Consider the following 21,507-nt stretch of genomic DNA (forward strand, 5'->3'; position numbering starts at 1 on the left):
ACCGTGATGAAGCAAGAGATCGACGAGACCGTCCGTGCCAGTCGCGCCCTGGCGGCAGCGGGCCTGACCGACATGGTGTGGGGGCACGCGGCCATCCGTGACCCCGACGGCGAGGGCGTGTGGATGAAGGCCTCCGGCTGGGGGTTCGAGGAGATCGACGCCGAGCGGGTGCTGCTGGTCAGCCGTGCCGGCGAGGTCCTCCACGGCGAGGGCAAGCGGCACATCGAGTTCCCGATCCACACCGAGATCATGGCGCGGCGGCCGGACGTCGGCTGTGTCGTCCACACCCACGCACCCGCGCTGAGCGCCTTCGCCTCCCTCGACGTGCCGCTGCGGCCGATCTCGCACGACGGCGTCGTGTTCTGCGATCCGCAACTGCCCCGCTTCACCGAGACGGGAGCGCTCATCGCGACCGCCGAACTCGGTGCCGCGCTCGCCACGACGCTCGGCGACGCTCCCGCGGTCCTCATGCCGCAGCACGGCGCTGTCACCGTCGGTCCGGACGCGGCGGCCGCGGTGATGAACGCCGTCCTGCTGGAGCGGGCGTGCCGTACGCAGCTGATGGCCATGGCCGCCGGCGGACCGAAGGTGTGGTCCGACAGCGAGGAGGCCGCTTTCAAGCGGGACCAGGTGTGGAACCCCACGCAACGCGAGGCCGGCTGGAACTACCTGCAGCGGCTCGCGGAGAGGAATGATCGATGACGCAGACGCAGATACCCCCTACGCCTTCGGACGAGGCCGAGGCCAGCGCCGCCGAGAAGGAGCTGTACGAGGGCTTCAGCCGGTTCGGGCTGATCCCGCTGTGGACCGAGCGCGAGGGCCTCATGCCGATGACGCCCGAGCCCCAGGCCGTTCCGCACATCTGGCACTGGGGCGACCTCTACCCCTTGGCGGCCCGCGCGGGCGACCTCGTCCCGGTCGGACGCGGGGGCGAGCGCCGGGCGATCGCCGTGTCCAACCCGGGCCTGCCCGGGCTGCCGTACGCGACACCCACCCTGTGGGCGGCCATCCAGTACCTCGGCCCGAACGAGGTCGCCCCGGCCCACCGGCACAGCCAGAACGCCTTCCGGTTCGTCCTCGAAGGCGAGGGCGTGTGGACCGTCGTCGACGGAGATCCCGTGGCCATGCGCCGGGGTGACCTCCTGCTCACACCGGGCTGGCAGTTCCACGGGCACCACAACCCGCACCCCCGGCCGATGGCCTGGCTCGACGGCCTGGACATCCCGTTCGTCTCCGCCACCGACACCGGCTTCTTCGAGTTCGGCGAGGACGGTGTGAGCGACCGCTCCACCCCGCACCGCTCCCGTTCCGAGCGGGTGTGGGGCCACCCGGGCCTGCGGCCGGTCTCGGCGACGGAGCAGGACACACCCAACTCCCCCCTGGCCGCCTACCGCTGGGAACACACCGACGCGGCCCTGGCCGCCCAGCTCGAAGTCGCCGCCGAGGGGCACCCGGGGGTTCTGGAACCCGGCCACGCCGCCGTGCGCTTCACCAACCCCACCACGGGGTCCGACGCGCTCACCACACTGCGCACCGAGATGCACAGGATCGCCGCCGGTCAGCGCACGGCACCTGTCCGCGAGACCGGTTCCAGCGTGTGGCAGGTCTTCGACGGGTCCGGCGTGATCAGCCTGAACGGCACCCGCACCGACGTAGTTCGGGGCGACGTCATCGCCGTGCCGTCGTGGTGCGAGGTCTCCATCGAGGCCGGCACCGACCTGGACCTCTTCCGATTCAGCGACGCCCCCGTCTTCGAACGCCTCAACCTCGCCCGCAGGGAGTACTCGTGAAGCTCGCCACCATCCGCACCGGCTCCGGCACGGCCGCCGTCCGCATCGACCAGACGGAGGCGGTGGAGACCGGTCACCCGGATGTCGGCGCGCTGCTCGCCGAAGACGGCTGGCAGGAGCTCGCCGCCGCCGCCGACGGCACCCGGCACGCCCTGGAGACACTCGACTACGCGCCCGTCGTTCCCCGCCCGCAGAAGATCTTCTGCGTGGGCCTGAACTACCGCACGCACATCACCGAGATGGGACGTGACCTCCCCGAATACCCCACGCTGTTCGCCAAGTTCCCCGCCGTCCTCATCGGTGCGTACGACGACATCGTGCTGCCGGCCGCCTCACAGGCCGTGGACTGGGAGGGCGAGATGGCGGTCGTCGTCGGGGCACGTGCCCGCAACGTCTCCGTGGCGGAGGCCGCGGGGCTCATCGCCGGTTACTCGGTCCTCAACGACGTCACGGCCCGGGACTGGCAGTACCGCACCAAGGAATGGCTGCAGGGCAAGAACTTCGAGGCCACCACGCCGTTCGGACCGGTCCTGGTGACCGCGGACGAGGCCGGTACCGGCTCGCGTCGGCTCACCACCGTGGTCGACGGCGAGACCAAACAGAAGGCCGACACCGGTGACCTGGTCTTCGACCCGGCCGCCCTGGTGTCCTACCTGTCGACGATCATCACCCTCGAACCCGGGGACGTCATCGCCACCGGCACTCCCGGCGGCGTGGGCCATGCCCGCGAGCCCAAGGAATACCTCAGCGACGGAACCCTCCTCACCACCCGGATCGAGGGACTCGGTGAGTGCCGTAACCACTGCGTCCAGGAGAAGCCCGATGGCGCGTGAACCCGCACCCCGCCCGCTCCTGCTCGAATGGCTCGCGGCGGGCACAAGCCTGCTCGACGCCGAACTGGACCAGGCACCCGAAACCTGGGTGAGCGGTCCGTCGGCTCTTCCCGGCTGGACGACGGCCCACCTGCTCACGCACCTGGCCCGCAACGCCGACGCCCTGAACAACCTGGTCACCTGGGCCACCACGGGCGTGGAGACGCCGATGTACCCGCACGGTGCGTCCGGGCGGCTGCGCGACATCGAGGAAGGCGCTCAGCGTTCCGCGCAGGTGCTTCTCAAGGACGTCCACGACAGCGCCGCTCGGCTTCAGGACTCCCTGGCGGGGATGCCGGAAGCGGCCTGGGCACGGACCGTCCGCACCGCGCAGGGCCGTACGGTCCCGGCGTCCCTCGTCCCGTGGCTGCGCATCCGCGAAGTATGGATCCACCTCGTCGACCTGGGCACAGGCGTCACGTTCGGCACACTCCCCGACGCCCTGGCCACGGCGCTGCTCCCTGACGTCGTCACCACCCTGGCCGGACGCGACGGCTGCCCGGCCCTGATCATTCGCACCCAGCCGGGCGGTACACCCTTGATGACCCGGCCGAGCAAACCTCTCGGCAGCATGACGGAGGTGAAGGGCACCACCGCCGAGCTCCTGGGCTGGCTCACCGGACGTGCCCCCGGTATCGGCCTCACCTGTTCACCGCCCGGTCTCCCCCTCCTGCCCCCGTGGCTGTGACACCCACGATTCCTCCCGCCCATCGGAGTACACCATGAAGATCACCCACTTCGGACACGCCTGCGTCCTGGTCGAGATCGAGCGCGACGCCGGCACCGTCCGGCTGCTCTTCGATCCGGGCGCCTACTCGACCGACTTCGAAGGCGTACGCGACCTCGATGCCGTACTGATCACCCATGAGCACCCCGATCATGTCGACGTCGCCCGGCTGGCACCGCTGCTGGCCCAGAACCCCGCTGCCCGGCTGATCGCGGACCCTGGCAGCGGCAAGCTTCTGCAGGACGCCGGGCTGGCGCACGAGACCGTCGGTGAGGGAGACACCGTCACCGTCGCCGAGGTTCCTGTTCAGGTGCTGGCCGGCGACCACGCGGTCATCCACCCCGACCTGCCCTGCACCCACAACAACGGCTATCTCGTCGACGACCGGCTGCTCCACCCGGGCGACGCCTTCGTCCTCTCGCCGCAGCCGGTGGACATCCTGCTCCTGCCGACCGGAGGCCCGTGGATGAAGGCGAGCGAGGCGATCGACTACCTGCGGGTCGTGGCCCCCCGCGTCGCGATCCCCATCCACCAGGCAGGACTGGCCGCCGTCCATCAGCAACTGCACCAGCAGCTGTTCCGGAACCTGGGCCCCGAGCGATGCACCGTCCAGGTTCTCGACCACGCCGCGGCGACGGCTGTGTGAGGGACGCACGTCGCTCCCGTCGGCGGCTCCGAGCCTGGCCCGGGGCCACCGACGCGCGGGCGAACTCGTCAGTCGATGCGGTCGCTGAGCTCGCGTGCGATGCGGACCGTCGCAGACGCCGCGGCGGTGATCCAGTTGTCGTCGACCCGAGACCGGGGCGCCGTCGTGGCTACGGCCGCCCGGGGCCGGCCGTGCTTGTCGCGGACCACCGCCGCGACCGCGCTGACGTCGGCCTCGCTTTCCGCGTCGTTGACCGCGTAGCCGCGCAGCCGCACGTCGGCCAGTTGTTTGCGGAGTTCCTCCCGCGTCTGGGGGGCACGCGACGTGGGGGCCTGCAGTTCCTCCGAGGGATAGCGGGCCTCCAGTTCCTCGTCACCGAGCTCCGCGAGCAGGGCCTTCCCCGCGGCGGTCGCGTGGGCCGGGAGCGTCCAGCCGGTACGGCTGCTGGTCCGTACGACCTGGTTGCTCTCGACACTGTCGATGTACAGGACCTCCGTGCCCCGGAGGGTGGCCAGCTGCACGGTCTCGTCGGTCTCGTCCCGCAGGCGCACGAGGGCGCCGTGTGCGATGGCGCGGATGTCCATGTTCGCGACGACCGACAGGCCGATGTCCACAAGCGCGGGGCCGGGCTTGTAGGCGCGGGAGAACTCGTCCTGCGCCACGAAGTTGTGGTGGCTGAGCGTGGCCAGCATGCGGTGGACCGTCGACCGCGACAGGCCCATGTCCCGGGCCACCTGGTTGACCCGGATCATTTCATGGTTCTCGAACATGCGCAGCAGGCGCAGCACGTTGTCGACGGCTCCGATGAGGCCTGCCGGGCGGCTGGCGGAGTTGGGCTCGTCGCTGTTGGTCCCCGATGTCTGATCCACGCAGAGCACAGTAGCGCAGGGATGTCCAGACCCCACGAGTCTTGCCATTACGTTTCAGTGAACGGGACAGTGTTCTGCATCATGATACATTGCACGAACGAAGGAGTACTGCCATGCCTCTGTACCTGAGCCTTCACCAGGCGCCGGGCCTCTCCGAGGAGGAGATCGCGGGCAACGCGCCCGAGGTCGCCCAGCAGGTGCACGCGACCTTCCGGCATCTGTACGTGAACACCGACACCGGGTTCATCGTCACCGTCTACGAGGCCGAGAACGCCAAGGCCGTCGAGGCGGAGTTCGAGCGGGTCGGCTTCCCCTTCGACGCCATCCACGAGATCGACTTCAGCCAGAGCGCCGCGGAACTGGCCCAGATGGTGGGGAAGGCCTGATCAGCCGACAGAGCGGGGCCGCCCCCTCGCAAGCGGGAGCGCGGAGGGGGCGGCCCGTTCGAACTGCATCCCGTCACCGGCCGATGCGTCCGGGGATGGACCACGACGACGGACACTTGAGGGAATGGCATCCGCTGAGGCAGAGGCGGACGGACGTGGCTACGACTGGGACCCGCGGCTGACGCACCTCATCCACTCCTGCGACGACACGATCCTGCCCCGTCCGATCATGCCTCTCCCCGCCGACCTGACCTGGGAGAGCAAGCCGGGTGTCACCCCGGCGGCGCCGCCCACCTCATGTCTCCCTTCGCCGGGGCCGGCGCCGGTCGGTGGGCCCCGCCACGCACAAGGCCCGCGCAAGGCGTTCGGACGCCTTGCGCGGGCCTTGGCAGTGACCCGTGGTGGCCGTGCGGCGCGGCCACCACGGGTCGGCTCATGCCACGCAGATACCCTCGACCGCCTCCTCGGCCAGGAGCTGACGTGTGCAGACCGCACCCGCCGGGTACTCCGTCGCGATGGCAGCGAACTCAGGTGTGGTGACGGCGGCGAGGAGCGCGGCGGGGGACTCCCAGACGGCCAGGTTGACGATCGTGTCCCCGTCAGCGCCCGTCGACCGATGCAGCTGGGCGCGGATGAACCCGGGCTGAGTCACCATGTGGTCCGCGTGGCGGCGCCACTGTTCCAGGACCGCGTCGTGCGCTCCCGGCGGAGACACCACGATGTCGAGGAGCGTGCAAGGGCCGCTGTCGAGGGCCACCTGGGTGAAGAAGTCCTGTCCGGGATCGAGTTCGAAGAACGTGAGGTCGCCCGAGCCCGCGGTATGAGAGGTCATGCGACACACACCCCAGGAACCGCCACCTTGCGCACCACGGTCGGGTGAGCGATCGACTCGTCGGGGTAGAGCGTGAGCGTCTTCTGGAACTCCTCGCGCATGAACGCGTCCCGGAGGCAGGTCAGGTTCTCCCAGACGGCCACGTTGGTGAGGATGCGGCTGTCGCCGATGCCCCGGTACAGCTGGGCGGAGATGAAGCCGGGCTGCGCCTTCATGATGACGGAGTCCTGGCGCCAGACGTCGATGACCTCGTCGATCTTCCCTTCCGGGGCGACGAAGGCGTTGACGAGTGTGACGGGCTGTCCGTCGTCCGCGGCCTGGAGTTGTGCCAGGAACGGCGTCGAGACCTCGAGATCCCTGAGCTCGATCATGTGAACTCCTCTGAGGTGTCTGGCTGTCTGCTGTGCGAACCAGCCATCGGACCGGCCAGGTCGTCGGACCCGATGAAGGCGAAGGGTCACCCCTCAGCGCCGGTCGGCGATCAGGACGTGCTCGGCGGTGACGAGGGAGAAGCTCGACACGGCGTCCACGCGTCCCTTGTGCCTCGTCCACGTCTCCGGGTGCAGGCGCGAGCCAGGTCTTCCAAGGAGTCCGTCCACGTCTCGGTGCCGGCGTCGTACGCCCGGCCCGTAGAGGCACCGGTGCCGCCGTCCTCCGCGTAGACCGCCTCGTCCTTGCTGACGAGGCTGTGGACGCGCCGGGAGACCACCGACCTGAACTCAGCTGAAGCGGCGAGGGCGCTGCCTTCTTCGTCGAGCCAGGAGGAGAAGCCGTCCGGACTGGTTTCGGGATGGCGTTTCCGGAAGTCGAAGACGTGGAACAGGCCGGCGCCTGACCCCGCGAAGATCTCCGTCTCCGTCGTCTCGATCACCATCGGGGGCCCGCTCAGGAACTCCCGGCCTATGTACTCCTCGTCGGGCTTGATCGCCGCCTTGTGGTCATCGTCCTGGAGCGCCCGACGGAAGAGTGAGGCGTCCTCGCAGACATGCTCGACGATCAAAGGGATGTCGGGACGTGCGTCATAGAGATGACGCGAGTCCGTGCGGACGCCGAGTCGGACCGGCCGATGCGCGACGTACCGCTTGAACACTCCCTGGAAGGCACGGTGACTCATGACCGCCTGCGCGTGACGGTGGATCACGTAGTCCTGACACTCGACATGTCTGTCGGGGTCCCTGGCGGTGAGCACCAGATACTCCTTGGACACAGCGCGCTTCCCGGACTCAGCCGCTGTGCGAGCCGGTCATCAGCTCGGCCAGGTCGTCCGGCTTGAGGAAGGAGGGCGGCAGGGGCGGCCCCCAGTTGAACAGGCCTTTGGCCCCTTCGAAGACCTCGGGCTTCCAGAGCTGGTCGTCGACGATGCAGTCCAGGTCGGAGTAGTACTCGGAGAAGTTGCCGGCCGGGTCCTTCAGGTACCAGAAGAAGTTGGAGCCGACGTGGTGGCGGCCGAGGCCCCAGACGTGCCGTTCGGGATGGTCGTCCAGCATGGCCTTGGCACCGCGCCCGACCTCGTCGACGTCGTCGACCTGCCAGGAGGTGTGGTGCAGGAACGGCACCGGCGCCGACAGGACGAGGACGTTGTGGTGGTCGGTGGAGCAGCGCATGAAGGCACCGACGGTACCCATCCGGTCCGACAGCTTGAAGCCGAGTCCTTCGAGGAAGAAGCCGGTGGTGGCCTCGAAGTCCGTGGTGCCCAGGACGGCGTGCCCCAGCTTCCGGGGGCGGACGGGCGTGACCCGCTCGATTCCGGGCGCGCGCGTTCCCACGCGCTCCAACCGTCCCGGGCCGTTGTAGGGGGTGGCCGGGATTTCCGGCTGGTGGACGCGGGGTTCGACGCGCAGGACCACGCGCACGCCGGTGATCTTCTCGTACGCCGTGAGCGTCTTGTCGTCGAAGTCGGAGGGAACACCGAGCCGTTCGAGCCTCGCCGCGGTCGCGGCGAGATCGTCGGGGGTGTCGACTCCGACGGTGAGCTCGACGAGACGGCGGGTCGGCGCGTGGACGACGCGCAGCTGGCGGCCTCCGTCGCGGGTGCTGAACCAGCCGTCCGACTCGGGCGCCAGCCCGAAGTCGGTGTAGTAGGCGATCGTCTCGTGGGTGTTGGGGACACCCATGACGATCGAGGAGAGACGATGCAGGGCCATGGTGGAACTCCAGGGCGCTAAAGGGTCTGGATGCGGGGGGGGGCTGAGCCGCGCTCAGGCGCGGAAGGTCTGACGCAGTTCGCCGATGCCCTCGATGTGGCTGGCGAGGACGTCGCCGTCGGTGAGCCAGCGCTGGGGGGTGCGGCCCAGGCCGACGCCCGCCGGGGTGCCGGTGAAGATGACGTCCCCGGGGAGCAACGGCACGATGTGCGACAGCCGGGACACGAGAGCGGGTATGGAGAAGACGAGGTCGCGGGTGCGGCCCTTCTGCACCTCTTCGCCGTTGATCGTGCAGCCCAGTTCGATGTCGTCGGAGTCGGCGAACGCGTCCGGAGTGACCAGGTAGGGACCCATCGGGGTGAAGCCCGGGAAGGACTTGCCCAGACCGAACTGGGGGGCAGGGCCCTGGAGTTGGGTGATGCGTTCCGAGATGTCCTGGCCCGCCGTCAGTCCGGCGACGTACCGCCAGGCGTCGTCCTCGCCGACGCGGTAGGCGTGCTCGCCGATGACGGCGACGAGCTCGACCTCCCAGTCCGTGTGACCGCCCTCCGGCAGCCGCACCTCGGTGACGGGACCGGTGATGCTGGAGACGTACTTGGTGAACACGGGCGGCAGCGTGTCGGGGACGGCGAAGCCGGACTCGTCGGCATGCGCCCGGTAGTTGAGGCCCACCGCGAGCAGTTGACGCGGGGCCGGGGCGGGCGAACCCAGTTCTGCGGCGGTGAAGGGCCGCCCTCCGGAAAGATAGGCGCCGGCCGCCCAGGCGCGGAAGTCGGCCCAGCGCGCATAGACGCCCTGGGGGTCGGGGCCGAACAGGCCGTTGCTGGCCTGTTCCACGTCCACGGCGGTCTCGTCGTCCTTGATGATGACAAGACGCCCGGACAGGTTGGCGGTACGCACGTGCTGCTCCTTGGGGAGACGGGGATGCTGGTGTGACCTGGTCACACGAGGGGGGTGATCTTCTCGTCGATGCCGAGCAGGGCCTTGCCGTAGACCTCCATGGCGACGGTCGGCGCGGCGACCGCGTGACGGCCGGCGGTGTTGGCGTCGCGCCAGATCCGCTGGAGCGGGTTGACCTCGGCGAAGGAGGCTGCGCCGTGCACGCTGACGAGTGTGTCGATCGCTCCGAGTACGTTCTGGATGGCCCAGCCGGTGTCCGCGCGGACACGGGCGCGCTCGGTGAAGTCGAGGTAGGTGCCGTTCTGCGCGGCCGTGTCGATGTCGGCGGCTGCGCGGTGGGCGTGCAGCGTGGCGGTGTCGATCCGCTGGGCCGCCTCCGCGATCTGCAGCTGCACGGCAACCGACTCGGCCTGCGTCTCGTAGAAGGTGTAGGAGATGGGCTTGCGGGTGGCCTTCTCCGTCACGTACTTCAGTGCCGCGCGGCCGAGTCCGAGCTGCGGGCCGGCCAGGACCAGGGAGAGGACGGGGACGAATCCCGAACGGGAGAGGACCTCGTCCGTGTGCTCCGTGGGGTAGTTGCCCTCGATGGCGGCGGGCACGGACATGACGCGGTGCTCGGGGACGAAGATGTCCTCGGCGATGAGGCAGTTGCTGGCGGTGCCCTTCATGCCGGCCACGAACCAGGTGTCCTCCAGGGACAGGTCGCCGCGCGGGGCCAGGACCAGCCCCTGGTCGACCACCTCACCGTCCTCGTCCGTGAGGGGCACGCCGAGCACGGCCCAGTCGGAGTGCGGCGAACCGGAGTTGTAGTACCAGCGGCCGGACAGCCGCCAGCCACCCTCGACCTTGACGCTCGTGGCGGTCGGGGTGAGCACCCCCGTGACCCGGGCGTCCGGGTTGGCCCCGAACACGTCGTCCTGCGCCTTGGAAGGGAAGAGGCTGGTGAGCCAGTTGCACACGTTGACGAGGGTGACGACCCAGGAGGTCGACCCGTCACCCTCCGCCAGGGCGGCCGACACGTCGACCATGGTGCGCATGGACGTCTGGTGTCCGCCGTACCGCTTCGGGATGGAGAGCTTGAGCAGCCCGGCTTCGGTGAGCGCGTCGATCACGGCATCCGGTACCCGCCGGTCGGTCTCGGTGGCCGCCGCATGCTCGCGCAGCAGCGGCTGCAGGGCCACGGCACGGGCGACGAGGTCGTCATGAGTCGTCATGGTGGGGCGCTCTTTCTTGTCGGTCGGCGGGGCGCGAGTCCTGGCCGGGGCGGTGGGGAGGGGTCAGCGGGCGAAGGCGGCGAGTTGCTCGCGGATGGTGTGCCGCGGGCGGTCCCCGTAGCCGGAGTGGGTGCCGAAGGTCCGGTATCCGTAGACGAGCGGCGGTGCCGGGGTGGTCCGGGCATGGGTGACCGTGCCGAGCAGCAGCAGGTGGTCACCGCCCTCCACCACCTGGCTCACCTCGCACACCAGCCACCCTGGGGCGGAGCCAAGGCGAGGCAGACCGTGATCGAACTGCCAGTCGACGCCGGCGAAGCGGTCGGTGCCACGGCGGGCGAACCCCAGAGCGAGGTCGTCCTGGGTGCGGGCGAGGACGTTGACGCCGAAGCGTCCGGTCGCGGTGATGTGAGACAGGACTGCGGAACCGCGATCGAGTGCCACGGTGACCATGGGGGGCCGCAGTGACAGCGACGCGAAGGCGCTGACCGTCGTGCCGTGGGGGCGGCCCTCGGCCGTGGCGGTGACGATCGTGACCGGTGCGCAGACGCCTGCCATGAGGTCACGGAATTCCTGCTCACCGAGGACGGGGACCATGGGATCTCCATTCGTCATGATGATTATGGTGATGTTGCATCCCTGTTTCGCACGACGTCAAGAGGTGGGAGGCTATTCGTCATAATGAATCAACGACGACACGACGCAGGATGGACCGACGGTGCCGGCAGACGGCGAGAGCACGCGACGCGAGGAGCAGGACGTGGCCAATGACAGGAGTGCCGACCCGCCGGCACTGCGACGCGCCGACTGGGGGCAGGCGGGGGGCGCGTCGCGTGCGGAAGCGGCGGCCGACCTCGTGGCCGAACTCGCGTCGCGGGTCACCCCCGGGACCCGGTTGGGGACGAAGGACGAACTCCGTGCCCGCTGCGGGGTTTCGGTCGGAACGTTCAACGAGACGCTCCGCCTGCTCCAGACGCGAGGAGTCGTCACCGTGCAACGCGGACCGGGCGGCGGCCTGTTCGCCGCCGAGCAGACCCCGATGGCGAGGCTCGCCCACTCCGTCCTGGCCCTGGACACCTCCCAGGCGGACGTGACCCAGGCTCTGCGCATCCGCAACGCGCTGGAGCCCCTGCTGTGGCAGGACGCCCTGTGGCACGCCTCGCCGGCGGACATCAAGGATCTGCGGCTCCATCTCGAACCGATGGACGCGGCTGTCGAGGCGGGCGATGTCGACGCGTTCGTGCGGGCCAACTGGCGCCTCCACGCCAGAGTCGCCGACATCACCCCGAACGCACTCCTGTGCTCGCTGTACGTGGCTCTTCTGGAGGTGGTCGAGCGGCACGCGCTGGACGTCCGCCCGCAAGGGGGCGTCGCCCTGACGCAGCACATCCGGGACCGGTGCAGGCTGCACGCCGCGCTGGTCGACACCCTCGAAAAACGCGAGGAGGAGGCGTTGATGCAGCTGGTCGCGGAACACGACACGACGACGGACACGACGACGGCCGCCGGCGCGGACTGACCCAGGATCATCCGCGGTCGGACGCGACGACTGCCTGCACGCGTCTTGCATAGGAGGACCATCGTCCTATTTCATCGGTCAGGCGACCAGACCCTGCCGCCGTCTTTCTCACACCCCTGTGGAGGCGTGATGTCCCGAACAGAGCCGAGCCTGGAAGAGATCGCAGCAGCGCTCACCGAGCTGCTGCGTACCGAGGAGATCGCCACCCTGGCCGTACTGGACGACGGCGGCTCCCCGTCCGCCTCGGCGATGCACATCGCCGCCGACGGACTGCGCGTCTACATGCACACCTTCGCCCAGACCCGCAAGCGCTCGGAGATGGTCGCCGACGACCGCGTCAGCTATGTTGTCAGCCACCTGCCGTCAGGGGGCTACGACGAACGCTTCGAGACCCGCTCCCTCCAGGTCAAGGGTCGGGCAACGCTGGTGGTCGAGCCGGTCGAGATCGCCCTGGCCGCTCGCCTCAGCCGTGAGCAGTTTCCGTGGGCGGCGGACTCGGGCCTGTTCGAGAACGTCCGAGGTCCGGAAGAAGGGCAGCAGGCCTTCTTCCGTATCGATCCCGTTCAGGCCGTGTGGGCGGACCACAGGGTGGGACTGATGTGGCGGACGGTCTTGGACTTCAGCACCGACGGGAGGAGTCTGACCGCCGTGCACCCCTACAAGGAGCTCTTCCTCCCCTCGGACTGAGGCCGATGCCTCCCCCGGGCCGGGGCCGGAAACGGTTCAGTCTCCGACCATCGCCGGCCGACTGCCGATGTGTTCGGCGGCGTCGCGCACGGCTGCGACCACCTCGTCGAGCCGCCGGTCCGGAATCCGGTGTTCCAGGGCGGCCACACTCAACGCGGCCTCCATGGTCCCGGAGGCTCCGCGGACAGGGGTGGCGATGCCCAGGATGTCCATCAAGGTGCGCGCGGACGCTGCCGCGCTCATAGGAGATCCGTACCGGATGGGCCGCCTCGCAGCGCTCCACGCAGATGGCGGCCCCGCCGGCACGACGGGTGAGGAGCACCGTCTCACCGACTGCCGTGGACAGGTTCCTCATCACGGGGAGGGCGATCTCGCTCCAAGGCCCGGTCGGCAGTCGAGTTGCGCTCCCGGTACTGCCCGGTCGGGCCGCCGCCGCCTGTTGTCGTCCTGTCCTGCAGGACGTCGTACGTGGGCAGGGAATGGCCTCCGCCGGGTGCAGCCGTTACCGCGAGCCGCTACTGGACCGGCTGATAGGCGGCGCCACCGTCGTTGAGCAGCCGTTCGGCCTCCGCATAGATCTCCTCGGGCGAGAGGGAGAAGTCGATGGTCTTGCGGAAGGGCTGCCGCACGTCCCGCTCGATACGGAGGTAGACCTCGTTGCGGTTGCCCTCCGGGTCGAAGAAGTAGATGCCGAGGGCGTTGCCGTGCGTCACCTCTTGCTGGACCTCGACCCCTTCCTCCTCGAACCGTCGGTGGAAGACTCGCAGGTCCTCCACGGACTCCACGCGCCACGAGATCTGATGCTGCTGCTTGTCACCGATGCGCGACGTGCGCCCGGTCTGGAGCACGAACTCGTGGTGCTCCTCGTGCGGTCGCGCGCTGAAGAACACGATCCCGAAGTCCTCGTCCTCGTCGGTCACCGCCAGCCCCATGACGCGCTCGTAGAAGTCCCGCATCTTCGGCAGGTCGTACACCCACAGTCCGGTGTGACCGAGTCCGGTGATAGCCATGCTCTACCCCTATGTCTCGTTAAGCAGGACTCTGATCCTGATACACGCAACTAGCGTATGAGTCGCCGTTCACACCGGTCAATGAAGAAGAGGTGCACACCACATGTGCTTTGCGCCTCTGCGCGCGCAGAACGCCTCGACCGCCCATCCCGGACACGAACAGCCGGCCCTGGTCCGCGTCGATGCCTGCGTCTGTGTGGCCCATGAGCCGCTTCTCGTCCGTGAGTTCAGTGGTCGCCCAGACGGGCGAGCAGTGCGGCGAGCCCGGAACTCGCGGAGATGCGCAGCAGCTTCCGCCAGTTCACCAGGGCCGGCACTCCCCCCACCACGTCCAGGTCGGGATGGCGCCGGTGCACTCGGCGTGCCCAGTCGATCGCGGTGCTCGCATCGAAGCAGATCTGGGTGATGACGCGTGACGCGGACGGCGCCTTCTGACTCAACGCCAGACGCAACTCGTCGTCACCCGCTGTCTGTACTACAGATAGCTCATCTGCTATACAGAACGCCCTATCGAGTCTGTGACTGTCGCATAGATAGTTGGCAATCGTGTTGCCAGTGCGTCACACATGGGCTTGGTCGCATGAAGGAGGCGCCGACGATGCAGTCGATGACCGCTGGAGGCACCTTCCGAGAGCCTGCCTGGCCCGGGTGTCAGCCGACCATCGCCGACTTCACCGTGCCGACGGCATCGTCATGCGCAGGCGCGATCGCGAGTAGTCGCTCACTGCCCGAAGCCTTGGACAAGGGGTACACACATGGCAGTCCCGACCCTGCAGGAAGCCATTGACCGAGCCGGTTCTCCCGTCCGGCTGCTCTGGAAGCCGAACGCGCCGCAATGGTTGCCTCCGGTGGTGCCGGCCGAGTTCCGGGGATGGCGTGAGGAACAGGCGGCGGCGTACGAGACCGTGGCCCTTTCCGATCTGTGCCATCACATGGACGACCTCTTCATCGAAGGCCCCGACGCACACCGGCTCCTCTCGGAGCACAGCGCGAACGATTACGCCAGCTTCGCGATCGGCCAGGCGAAACAGATCATCGTGGTCACCGACGACGGATACCTGGTCGGTGATGCCATCCTGAGCCGTGACGGTGCGGAGAAGTTCACGATGAGCGGGGTGCCCTACTCGCTGTCGTGGATCAGGCACCACGGTGCGACCGGTGACTACGACGTCTCGTTCTCGCACGACCCGAACTCGATGACGCGCCGCGGCGCGGATCCGGTCCTGTTCCGGTACCAGCTCCAGGGGCCACACGCCTTGGACCTGGTCGCGCGGGTCTTCGGCGGACCGTTGCCCAAGACGAAGTTCTTCCACGCGACCCCTGTCACGCTCGGCGGCCGCACCTTCAAGGCGTTGCGGCACGGCATGACCGGGCAGCCCGGCTACGAGTTCATCGGCCTGTGGAAGGACGGCGAGTTCGTCAAGGAGGCGCTGCTCGAGGCCGGTGAGTCGTTCGGCCTCGTCCAGGTGGGCGCGCTGGCCTACTCGACGAACGCCTTGGAGAGCGGCTGGATACCGATGCCGGTCGCCGGCATCTACAGCGCACCGGGGCTGCGGAAGTACCGCGAGTCGCTCCCAGCGATGTCCTTCGAGGGGCTGAATCCGCTTCGAGGCAGCTTCTTCTCGGAGAACATCGAGGACTACTACGCGACCCCCTACGAGCTGGGGTACGGCAGGCTGATTTCGTTCGGACATGACTTCGTGGGCCGCCGTGCTCTGGAAGTGGCCCAGCACGACGTGGCGCGCGAGCGCGTCACGCTGGTCTTCGACAAGGCCGACGTGCACCGGGTGTGGGGTGCCGAGCCGGGGTTCCTGGCGACGCAGTCCCGCTACCGCGTGGAGGCGGACGACGAGGTTGTCGGAATGGCCTGCAACACCGGCCACATCGCCCCACTCGGAACCGCCCTGGCGGTGGCGCTGGTCGACAAGAAGTACGCCGTGCCCGGCACGGAGGTGACGTTCGTGTGGGGTGAGCACCCCGGCCCTGACACCGCTCCCGAGGCCGAGCTGGGTTTCGAACGCATCAAGGCGACCGTGCAGCCCGCCCCGTACAACGAGTACGCCCGCACCCGGTATCGCGCGAACGACTGAGTCGTCCGGGACCAGACAGGCTGCGTCATCGTGTCAGGCGTTCAACCACCGAAAGGTCCATGAGCACATGCAACAGAAGTTGACGCTTTCCCTCGAAGACGCGAAGCGCGTCGTCGAGGCGGCGGAAGCCCATGCGGTCGAGAACGGACTCGCGGTCGCCGTCGTGGCGTCGATGATTCCACGTACGTGCAGTCGGGCGTACGCATGGACGGCGCCGGCCCCATGACGTTTGCTGCGCCTGTCCGGCACCCCCACCGTCGACTGGCCCTTTTACCGGCGCCGCGCCGCCCACGATCACCTGAACTTAGGTGCATCCGCGAACTACGACATGCGGATCTCGACTTCCCCGCAAGGGCGCCGGCGGCGGCCCGACCAACGCCCATAGGCCATAGGCCACGATCCACGGCCGAGTACTCACACGCGCACGAGCCGTGCCAGTGGCATGGCCGTCCGCTCAGGCTCTACTCGCGACTGGCCTGAACCAGACCGGACTGGTAAGCCCGGACCACGAGCTGGGCCCGGTCTCTCACGTCGAGCTTCATGATGGCGCGCTGGACGTGGCTGCGGACGGTCAGCGGGCTCACGTAGAGCTTCTCCGCGATTTCGTCGTTTGACAGGCCACCCGCCACCTCGGCGACCACCTCCCGTTCGCGCGCGGTGAGTTCGGGAAGCGCATCCGCGCCACGAACGGTGGGTCCCGTGGCCCCGGGCGCGGCGAGGAAGTGGGAGATCAGTGTTCGAGTGGCGGCGGGCGACAGTAGCGCGTCCCCGCCGGCCACCGTCTTGATGCCCGCGAGGAGTTCCTCCGGTCCGATGCCCTTACCAACGAATCCGGACGCCCCCGCGCGGATGGCCTCGGCGACGTACTCGTCGGTCTCGAAGGTGGTGAGCACGAGGACCTTCGTGGTACGCAGTGACACGTCCGAGCAGATCTCGGCCGTCGCCGCCAACCCGTCCAGCACCGGCATGCGGATGTCCATCACCACGACATCGGGGCGGGTCGCGCGGGCCAGGTCGACGGCCTCTTGGCCGTTGGCCGCGACCCCTACGACGTCGAAGTCCTCCTGCAGATCGATCAGCATGCGGAACGTGCCGACGACAAGGGCCTGGTCGTCGGCGAGCAGTACGCGAATGGTCACTGCTGAGGTACCTCCTCGGAGCTCGGGTGCTGTGCCGTCCTGCGCATCGGCAGTCCGAGCGTGACCGTGAAGCCGCCCTCCTCCCTGGGCCCGGCCTGCAGCCGGCCGCCGACGGACTGTGCGCGTTCCCGCATGCCGATCAGCCCGTAGCCTGACACGCGGCCGGGCGGGGATGCGGGGAGGCCGGGGCTGCCCTCGTCGACGACGGTGATCGTCACCCAGCGTCGGGCGTACGCGAGATGCACCCTGGCGCCGGCGGTGTCGGCGTGCTTGGTGACGTTGGTCAGCGCTTCCTGGATGATCCGGTAGGCGGTCAGATCCACACCGGGCGACAACGGCTGCGCTTCCCCCTCCGTGGTGACCTCCACACTCAGGCCCGCGCGCTCGAAGGATCGCAGCAGGTCCGGAAGCTGGGCGAGTCCGGGGGCCGGTTCTCGTGGGGAGTCGGTGTCACCGCGCTGGCGCAGCAGGCCGACGGTCGCTCGGAGTTCTCGCAGCGCTTCGTCGGTGGAGTCGCACAGATTCTCCATCATCTCCGGCGCGCGCTCCGGGTGGTGCCGCATGAGGTACGTGACCGTACGTGCCTGCGTGGCGGCGAGCGCGATGTGATGGGCGACGACGTCGTGGAGCTCCCTGGCCATCCGGATGCGTTCCTCGGTCACCCGGCGCAGCGCCTCCTCCTCCCGTGTGTGCTCGGCGAGTTCGGCCCGGGCCTCGGCGGCGGCGAGGTACTCGGTGTTGCTGCGCATGGCGTCTCCCATGGCCGCGGGCAGCAGCGTCCACGAGATCAGCCCGATGATGAAGATCTCCCAGGGGAATACGGGGCCGTGGACCATCGAAGCCGCAAGCACCGTCGCAGCGGTCGCGCTTGCTCCGATACGGGCCGTACGTCGATCGGTGCGGAGCGCGAGGAGAAAGAGCGCCGCCAGACACGGTGCCTGGATGAGGGGGTTGAGCTGCTCACCTGCGAGTGCCAGAGACAGCGCGCACACCGTGGTGAGCCCCGTCGTCAGCCGCGGGCGATCGCGGTACAGGAGCAAGGACGCGGACCCCAGGGCGCTGACCACCACCGCGAACGTGTCGGGCACGTGCAGATATGTGGGGTGCTCGGGGGGTACGGCGCTCCCCAGGATCCCCAGAGCGAAGGTGGCCACGGCCAGGGCACCGTCCGTCACATGTCGGTGGCGGCGGGAGGTGCTCCCCCAGTCACTGATCATGATGCGTCTCTCCACCGTGTCCCTTGTGTTCCCTGCTCACCGGCATGCACGTTCTCAACCGCGTCTCCGAGCGGGAGCGGCAGGCCGCCCTTTACTCGAGGGCGGCCCACCGCTCCGTTCCCAACCAGTCGGTCAGACGCGGCCCGGCTCCTGCTCGGCCTCATGGATCGCGGCGGCCGGAACCGGCTTGAGGCGGTTCAGCTTCTCACCCTCGACGTCCACGTTCGGCAGGACCTTCCCCAGCCAGCCCGGCAGCCACCAGGCCTTGTCCCCGAGGAGCGCGAGCAGCGCCGGGACGACGGTCATGCGCACCAGGAACGCGTCGAAGAAGACGGCCGAGGCGAGACCGAGCCCCGCCATCTTGATCGTCGAATCGCTCAGCCCGATGAAACCGGCGAAGACCGACATCATGATCACGGCCGCGGCCACGACTATCCTGCCGCTGTGCCGGAGCCCGGTGATGATCGCCTGTCCGGGCCGCTCGCCGTGGACGTATGCCTCGCGCATGCGCGTGACGAGGAAGACCTCGTAGTCCATGGCCAGGCCGAAGACCACGCCGATCAGGAAGATCGGCATCATGCTGGAGATCGGTCCCACGGTCTGCACGCCGAGCAGGTCGGCGAGCCAGCCCCACTGGAAGACCGCCACGATCACGCCGAATGCCGCGCACACCGACAGCACGAAGCCGAGCGCCGCCTTCAGGGGAACGAGGACCGAACGGAAGACCACCATCAGGAGCAGGAAGGCCAGCCCGACGACCACTGCCAGGTAGGGCAGGATCGCGCCGGTGACCTTGTCGGCCATGTCGATGTTCACGGCGGTGGAGCCGCTGACCAGCATGTCCGCGCCGGTGGAGGCCTTGATGTCGTCGGCCTCGTCCCGGATGGTGTGCACGAGGTTCTTGGTCTTGGTGCTGCTGGGAGCGGTCGACGGGGTGGCCGTGAACATGGCCGTGTCGCCCGCCTTGTTGAACCTGGGCTCGGTCACGCTGACGACGCCGTGCGTCGCCTTGAGATCGTCGGCGACGGTTGTGGCCGCGGCCTTGGGGTCGTCGGAGTTCCTGGCGTCCACGACGATGGTGAGCGGACCGTTGAAGCCAGGGCCGAAGGCGTTGGACAGGTCGTCGTAGGCACGGCGCTCGGTGGTGGACGTGGGCTTCGACTCGTCGCCCGGATTTCCCAGTTGGAGATCGAGCGCCGGCACCGCACAGGTACCCAGAGCCACCACACCGAACAGGAGCACGAGCAGGGGCCGGCGGATCACGAAGCGAGCCCAGCGTGTGCTCGGGCTCGGCTTCTCCGGCGTGCGGGCCCCGTCCGCGGGAGTCCGGCCCGACTCGCTCCCCTTGTCCTTCTCGGCCTTCTTGCGCACGGACCGGGGCAGCACGGCGTTCGGGGCGTACCCGATCAGCGCGGGCAGGAGTGTCAGGGCGATCAGCACCGCGACCAGAACCGTGAACGCGGCTGCCAGACCCATCTTGGTGAGGAACGACAGACCGACGACGGACAGGCCGACGAGGGCGATGATCACGGTGAGGCCGGCGAAGACCACGGCGGAGCCCGCCGTGCCGACGGCCCTCCCGGCGGCTTCCTGCGGATCCCTCCCTTCCGCCCGTTCGGATCGGTAACGGGAGAGGATGAACAGGGCGTAGTCGATGCCGACCGCGAGCCCGATCATCAGCGCCAGCGTGGTGGTCGTGGACGAGAAGCCGATGGTGCTGGCGACCGCCGTGATGACGGCGACGCCCGTACCGATGCCGAGCAGCGCGGTGATCAGCGGTAGGCCCGCTGCCACGATGGACCCGAAGGTGATCAGCAGGACGACCGCCGCGACGGCGACGCCGATCCCCTCGGTGCTGCCGGGGGTCGCCATCTGCGACAAGGCGTCGCCGCCGATCTCCACGGTCAGACCGGCGTCACGGGCGTCCTGCGCCGCGCCCTTGAGCGCGGAGGTCGTGGCGTCGGTGAGGTCGCTGTTCGCCTTCGCGTAGTTGATGACGGCGTACGCGGTGGTGCCGTCCTTGCTCACGGAATGCGTCGTGAAGGGATCGAGGGCGCTCTTCACCTGGCTGCCGTCGGCAATCTCGCGCACCGTGTGTTCAATCGCGGCCTTGTTTCCGGCCGCGGTGATCTTCTGCCCGTGCGGCGCGACGAAGACGAGCCGTGCGGTGGCCCCGTTGGAGCTCCCGCTGTTCGGGAAGCGCTGGTCCAGGAGGTCGTAGGCCTTCTGGGACTCGGTTCCGGGAAGGGACATGGATTGCTCGGGCGCGGCCGGGGCCTTGACCGCGCCGAAGACGGCGACGGCGAGTACCGCCGCCCAGAGCAACAGAAACCAGTGTCGTTTGTGGAACGACACTCGGCCCAGTCGATAGAGAAACATGGCCACGAAGGGGGCTCTCCAGTCTGGATCTCAGCAGTGGGCGACGTGCAGGGCCGCAAGGCACGGCAGGCCACCGGGACAGCGTGGAAGCAGTCCACCGCCTGCGCGGGGGCGGGATGCGTGGAGCCATCCTTCGTGCAGCGGCCGCTCATCGGCATCGTCGCTCGGCACGCAATCGCGGTACTGCCGCTGGAGGAGATCCCGCCCGTCCGGCGAGGCTCACATACTGCTTGAGGAGGACATGGTTCGCGTGGACAGGGCTGACGACCGATGTACGTCGGAGGCGGCGATCACGATGGCAGGCGAGTGGGGTCCGGGGCCGGCCCCGCTGAGCAGTTCCGACGAACGGGTCGGCCCGCCCGTAGTCAACTTGACCTGGTCCCAAAGGACCGGGTTTGGAGGTGGCGCCCAACTGGCTGCTGGGTTGGCTCCTCCGTCCGGACACCCCGTCATGGGGGCTCGGGGCCCAGGCAGCGCAGCAACTGGCGACTGGCGACTGGCGTGTCAATGGCAACACGTCAATCTTGACGGTCATATCCGTCGGGAGCATGCTTCGAGCCATCCAGGCCTACGACGTTCTTGTTGTCGGCTTGAGACCGGTCGTGCGAAGCCGCCCCGCCGACGACGACACAGCGTGAGTGCACGCCCACTATGAACCGCCCGGCGTCGGTGGCGCGGCGGCTTGTTCAAAGGCTGGGCACAACGATGCGTCGGCGAGCTGGGACGGAGATGTCTCACAATGGTGATCCGGGGTGCGGCTGGACCCACCCCGGCACCGGCTCCGAGTACGTCCCCGCCGTCCTGGCCGGGCCCACCTGCGACAGCGACGACGCCACTGGACGCAGCGATCCGCCAACACGTGGAAGGCCCGACCGTTCAGGCGGGTACACCGCTCGGGCGTCGTCGATCGAGATGGCGTTGAAGGGGGCTCCCCGCGTCGAGATGGGCATGCAGCCATTCGCGTCGGTTGTTCAGGGTGCGGGTACCGGTAACCGGATCCACGCCTTGCACCGTGGCCTCAGGCCTCCTTCGCCAGGGCTGCGAATGCCGCTTCCTGCACCACGTGCTCCTCCGCATAGCGGTGCTCAC

Annotated in this window: 23 protein-coding genes; 9 read left to right on the plus strand and 14 right to left on the minus strand. The window is 68.7% G+C overall.

The features are described 5' to 3' along the window. Positions 1–6: 6 nt before the first annotated feature. Genes ACFY6U_RS51090 through ACFY6U_RS51110 form a run of 5 tightly spaced genes read left to right on the plus strand, consistent with a single transcriptional unit; the run spans position 7 to position 4,035 of the window. Positions 7–702 (plus strand): class II aldolase/adducin family protein, encoded by a 696-nt coding sequence (locus ACFY6U_RS51090; protein WP_390049870.1) that lies wholly within the window; start codon positions 7–9, stop codon positions 700–702. Further along, the gene (locus ACFY6U_RS51095; protein WP_390049872.1) at positions 699–1,790 is read left to right on the plus strand and encodes a cupin domain-containing protein; all 1,092 of its coding nucleotides are present in this window, start codon (positions 699–701) and stop codon (positions 1,788–1,790) included. Before ACFY6U_RS51090 ends, ACFY6U_RS51095 begins: the two co-directional genes overlap by 4 nt. Beyond that, positions 1,787–2,623, plus strand: coding sequence for a fumarylacetoacetate hydrolase family protein (locus ACFY6U_RS51100; protein ID WP_390049874.1), 837 nt, complete (start codon positions 1,787–1,789; stop codon positions 2,621–2,623). Before ACFY6U_RS51095 ends, ACFY6U_RS51100 begins: the two co-directional genes overlap by 4 nt. After that, the gene (locus tag ACFY6U_RS51105; protein ID WP_390049876.1) at positions 2,613–3,350 is read left to right on the plus strand and encodes a maleylpyruvate isomerase family mycothiol-dependent enzyme; all 738 of its coding nucleotides are present in this window, start codon (positions 2,613–2,615) and stop codon (positions 3,348–3,350) included. The genes ACFY6U_RS51100 and ACFY6U_RS51105 overlap by 11 nt, the downstream gene beginning before the upstream one ends. A 34-nt stretch (positions 3,351–3,384) precedes the next feature. Next, entirely contained in the window at positions 3,385–4,035 is a 651-nt protein-coding gene (locus ACFY6U_RS51110) for an MBL fold metallo-hydrolase (protein ID WP_390049878.1), read from the plus strand. 68 nt (positions 4,036–4,103) lie between these two features. On the opposite strand, the gene ACFY6U_RS51115 is transcribed toward ACFY6U_RS51110, so the two are convergent. After that, positions 4,104–4,904, minus strand: a complete 801-nt coding sequence (locus ACFY6U_RS51115; RefSeq protein WP_390049880.1) for an IclR family transcriptional regulator — start codon at positions 4,902–4,904, stop codon at positions 4,104–4,106. 113 nt (positions 4,905–5,017) lie between these two features. Here ACFY6U_RS51115 and ACFY6U_RS51120 point away from each other — a divergent pair, with 113 nt between their 5' ends. After that, a complete protein-coding gene (locus ACFY6U_RS51120) occupies positions 5,018–5,290 on the plus strand; it encodes a nickel-binding protein (RefSeq protein WP_390049882.1) in 273 nt (90 codons plus the stop codon). Positions 5,291–5,723: 433 nt separating this feature from the next. Here ACFY6U_RS51120 and ACFY6U_RS51125 read toward each other — a convergent pair whose 3' ends face one another. The 7 genes from ACFY6U_RS51125 to ACFY6U_RS51155 form a co-directional block, all read right to left on the minus strand. Then, entirely contained in the window at positions 5,724–6,122 is a 399-nt protein-coding gene (locus ACFY6U_RS51125) for an antibiotic biosynthesis monooxygenase family protein (RefSeq protein ID WP_390049884.1), read from the minus strand. Then, positions 6,119–6,493, minus strand: coding sequence for an antibiotic biosynthesis monooxygenase family protein (locus ACFY6U_RS51130; protein WP_390049886.1), 375 nt, complete (start codon positions 6,491–6,493; stop codon positions 6,119–6,121). The genes ACFY6U_RS51125 and ACFY6U_RS51130 overlap by 4 nt, the downstream gene beginning before the upstream one ends. A gap of 110 nt (positions 6,494–6,603) precedes the next feature. After that, positions 6,604–7,329, minus strand: coding sequence for an EthD domain-containing protein (locus tag ACFY6U_RS51135; RefSeq protein ID WP_390049888.1), 726 nt, complete (start codon positions 7,327–7,329; stop codon positions 6,604–6,606). A 16-nt stretch (positions 7,330–7,345) separates the two neighbouring features. After that, positions 7,346–8,266, minus strand: coding sequence for a VOC family protein (locus ACFY6U_RS51140; RefSeq protein WP_330351260.1), 921 nt, complete (start codon positions 8,264–8,266; stop codon positions 7,346–7,348). Positions 8,267–8,320: 54 nt separating this feature from the next. Further along, positions 8,321–9,166, minus strand: a complete 846-nt coding sequence (locus tag ACFY6U_RS51145; protein WP_390049891.1) for a fumarylacetoacetate hydrolase family protein — start codon at positions 9,164–9,166, stop codon at positions 8,321–8,323. A 41-nt stretch (positions 9,167–9,207) separates the two neighbouring features. Next, positions 9,208–10,380, minus strand: coding sequence for an acyl-CoA dehydrogenase family protein (locus ACFY6U_RS51150; RefSeq protein ID WP_330351258.1), 1,173 nt, complete (start codon positions 10,378–10,380; stop codon positions 9,208–9,210). 63 nt (positions 10,381–10,443) lie between these two features. Then, positions 10,444–10,992: a flavin reductase family protein gene (locus tag ACFY6U_RS51155; protein ID WP_390049893.1), complete on the minus strand. Its 549-nt coding sequence runs from the start codon at positions 10,990–10,992 to the stop codon at positions 10,444–10,446. A gap of 145 nt (positions 10,993–11,137) precedes the next feature. On the opposite strand from ACFY6U_RS51155, the gene ACFY6U_RS51160 reads away from it, so the two are divergent. Beyond that, positions 11,138–11,896 carry a FadR/GntR family transcriptional regulator gene (locus ACFY6U_RS51160; protein ID WP_390049895.1) on the plus strand — a complete coding sequence of 253 codons (759 nt, stop codon included), beginning with the start codon at positions 11,138–11,140 and terminating at the stop codon, positions 11,894–11,896. Positions 11,897–12,025: 129 nt separating this feature from the next. After that, the gene (locus tag ACFY6U_RS51165) at positions 12,026–12,583 is read left to right on the plus strand and encodes a pyridoxamine 5'-phosphate oxidase family protein (protein WP_390049897.1); all 558 of its coding nucleotides are present in this window, start codon (positions 12,026–12,028) and stop codon (positions 12,581–12,583) included. Positions 12,584–12,619: 36 nt separating this feature from the next. Here the strand turns inward: ACFY6U_RS51165 and ACFY6U_RS51170 are convergent, their stop codons facing one another. The 3 genes from ACFY6U_RS51170 to ACFY6U_RS51180 form a co-directional block, all read right to left on the minus strand. Then, positions 12,620–12,826 carry an IclR family transcriptional regulator C-terminal domain-containing protein gene (locus tag ACFY6U_RS51170; RefSeq protein WP_390049899.1) on the minus strand — a complete coding sequence of 69 codons (207 nt, stop codon included), beginning with the start codon at positions 12,824–12,826 and terminating at the stop codon, positions 12,620–12,622. A 272-nt stretch (positions 12,827–13,098) separates the two neighbouring features. Next, the gene (locus ACFY6U_RS51175; protein ID WP_390049901.1) at positions 13,099–13,593 is read right to left on the minus strand and encodes a VOC family protein; all 495 of its coding nucleotides are present in this window, start codon (positions 13,591–13,593) and stop codon (positions 13,099–13,101) included. 227 nt (positions 13,594–13,820) lie between these two features. Continuing rightward, a complete protein-coding gene (locus ACFY6U_RS51180) occupies positions 13,821–14,033 on the minus strand; it encodes a hypothetical protein (protein WP_390049903.1) in 213 nt (70 codons plus the stop codon). Positions 14,034–14,348: 315 nt separating this feature from the next. On the opposite strand from ACFY6U_RS51180, the gene ACFY6U_RS51185 reads away from it, so the two are divergent. Beyond that, a complete protein-coding gene (locus tag ACFY6U_RS51185; RefSeq protein ID WP_390049905.1) occupies positions 14,349–15,683 on the plus strand; it encodes an aminomethyl transferase family protein in 1,335 nt (444 codons plus the stop codon). Between the two features lie 461 nt (positions 15,684–16,144). Here the strand turns inward: ACFY6U_RS51185 and ACFY6U_RS51190 are convergent, their stop codons facing one another. The 3 genes from ACFY6U_RS51190 to ACFY6U_RS51200 form a co-directional block, all read right to left on the minus strand. Next, entirely contained in the window at positions 16,145–16,822 is a 678-nt protein-coding gene (locus tag ACFY6U_RS51190) for a response regulator (protein WP_390049907.1), read from the minus strand. After that, positions 16,819–18,039, minus strand: coding sequence for a sensor histidine kinase (locus ACFY6U_RS51195; RefSeq protein WP_390049909.1), 1,221 nt, complete (start codon positions 18,037–18,039; stop codon positions 16,819–16,821). The genes ACFY6U_RS51190 and ACFY6U_RS51195 overlap by 4 nt, the downstream gene beginning before the upstream one ends. Positions 18,040–18,171: 132 nt before the next feature. Next, the gene (locus ACFY6U_RS51200; protein ID WP_390049911.1) at positions 18,172–20,424 is read right to left on the minus strand and encodes an MMPL family transporter; all 2,253 of its coding nucleotides are present in this window, start codon (positions 20,422–20,424) and stop codon (positions 18,172–18,174) included. Positions 20,425–21,507: the final 1,083 nt, after the last annotated feature.

The sequence above is a fragment of the Streptomyces sp. NPDC013157 genome (assembly GCF_042899865.1).
In the GTDB taxonomy this organism is placed as follows: domain Bacteria; phylum Actinomycetota; class Actinomycetes; order Streptomycetales; family Streptomycetaceae; genus Streptomyces.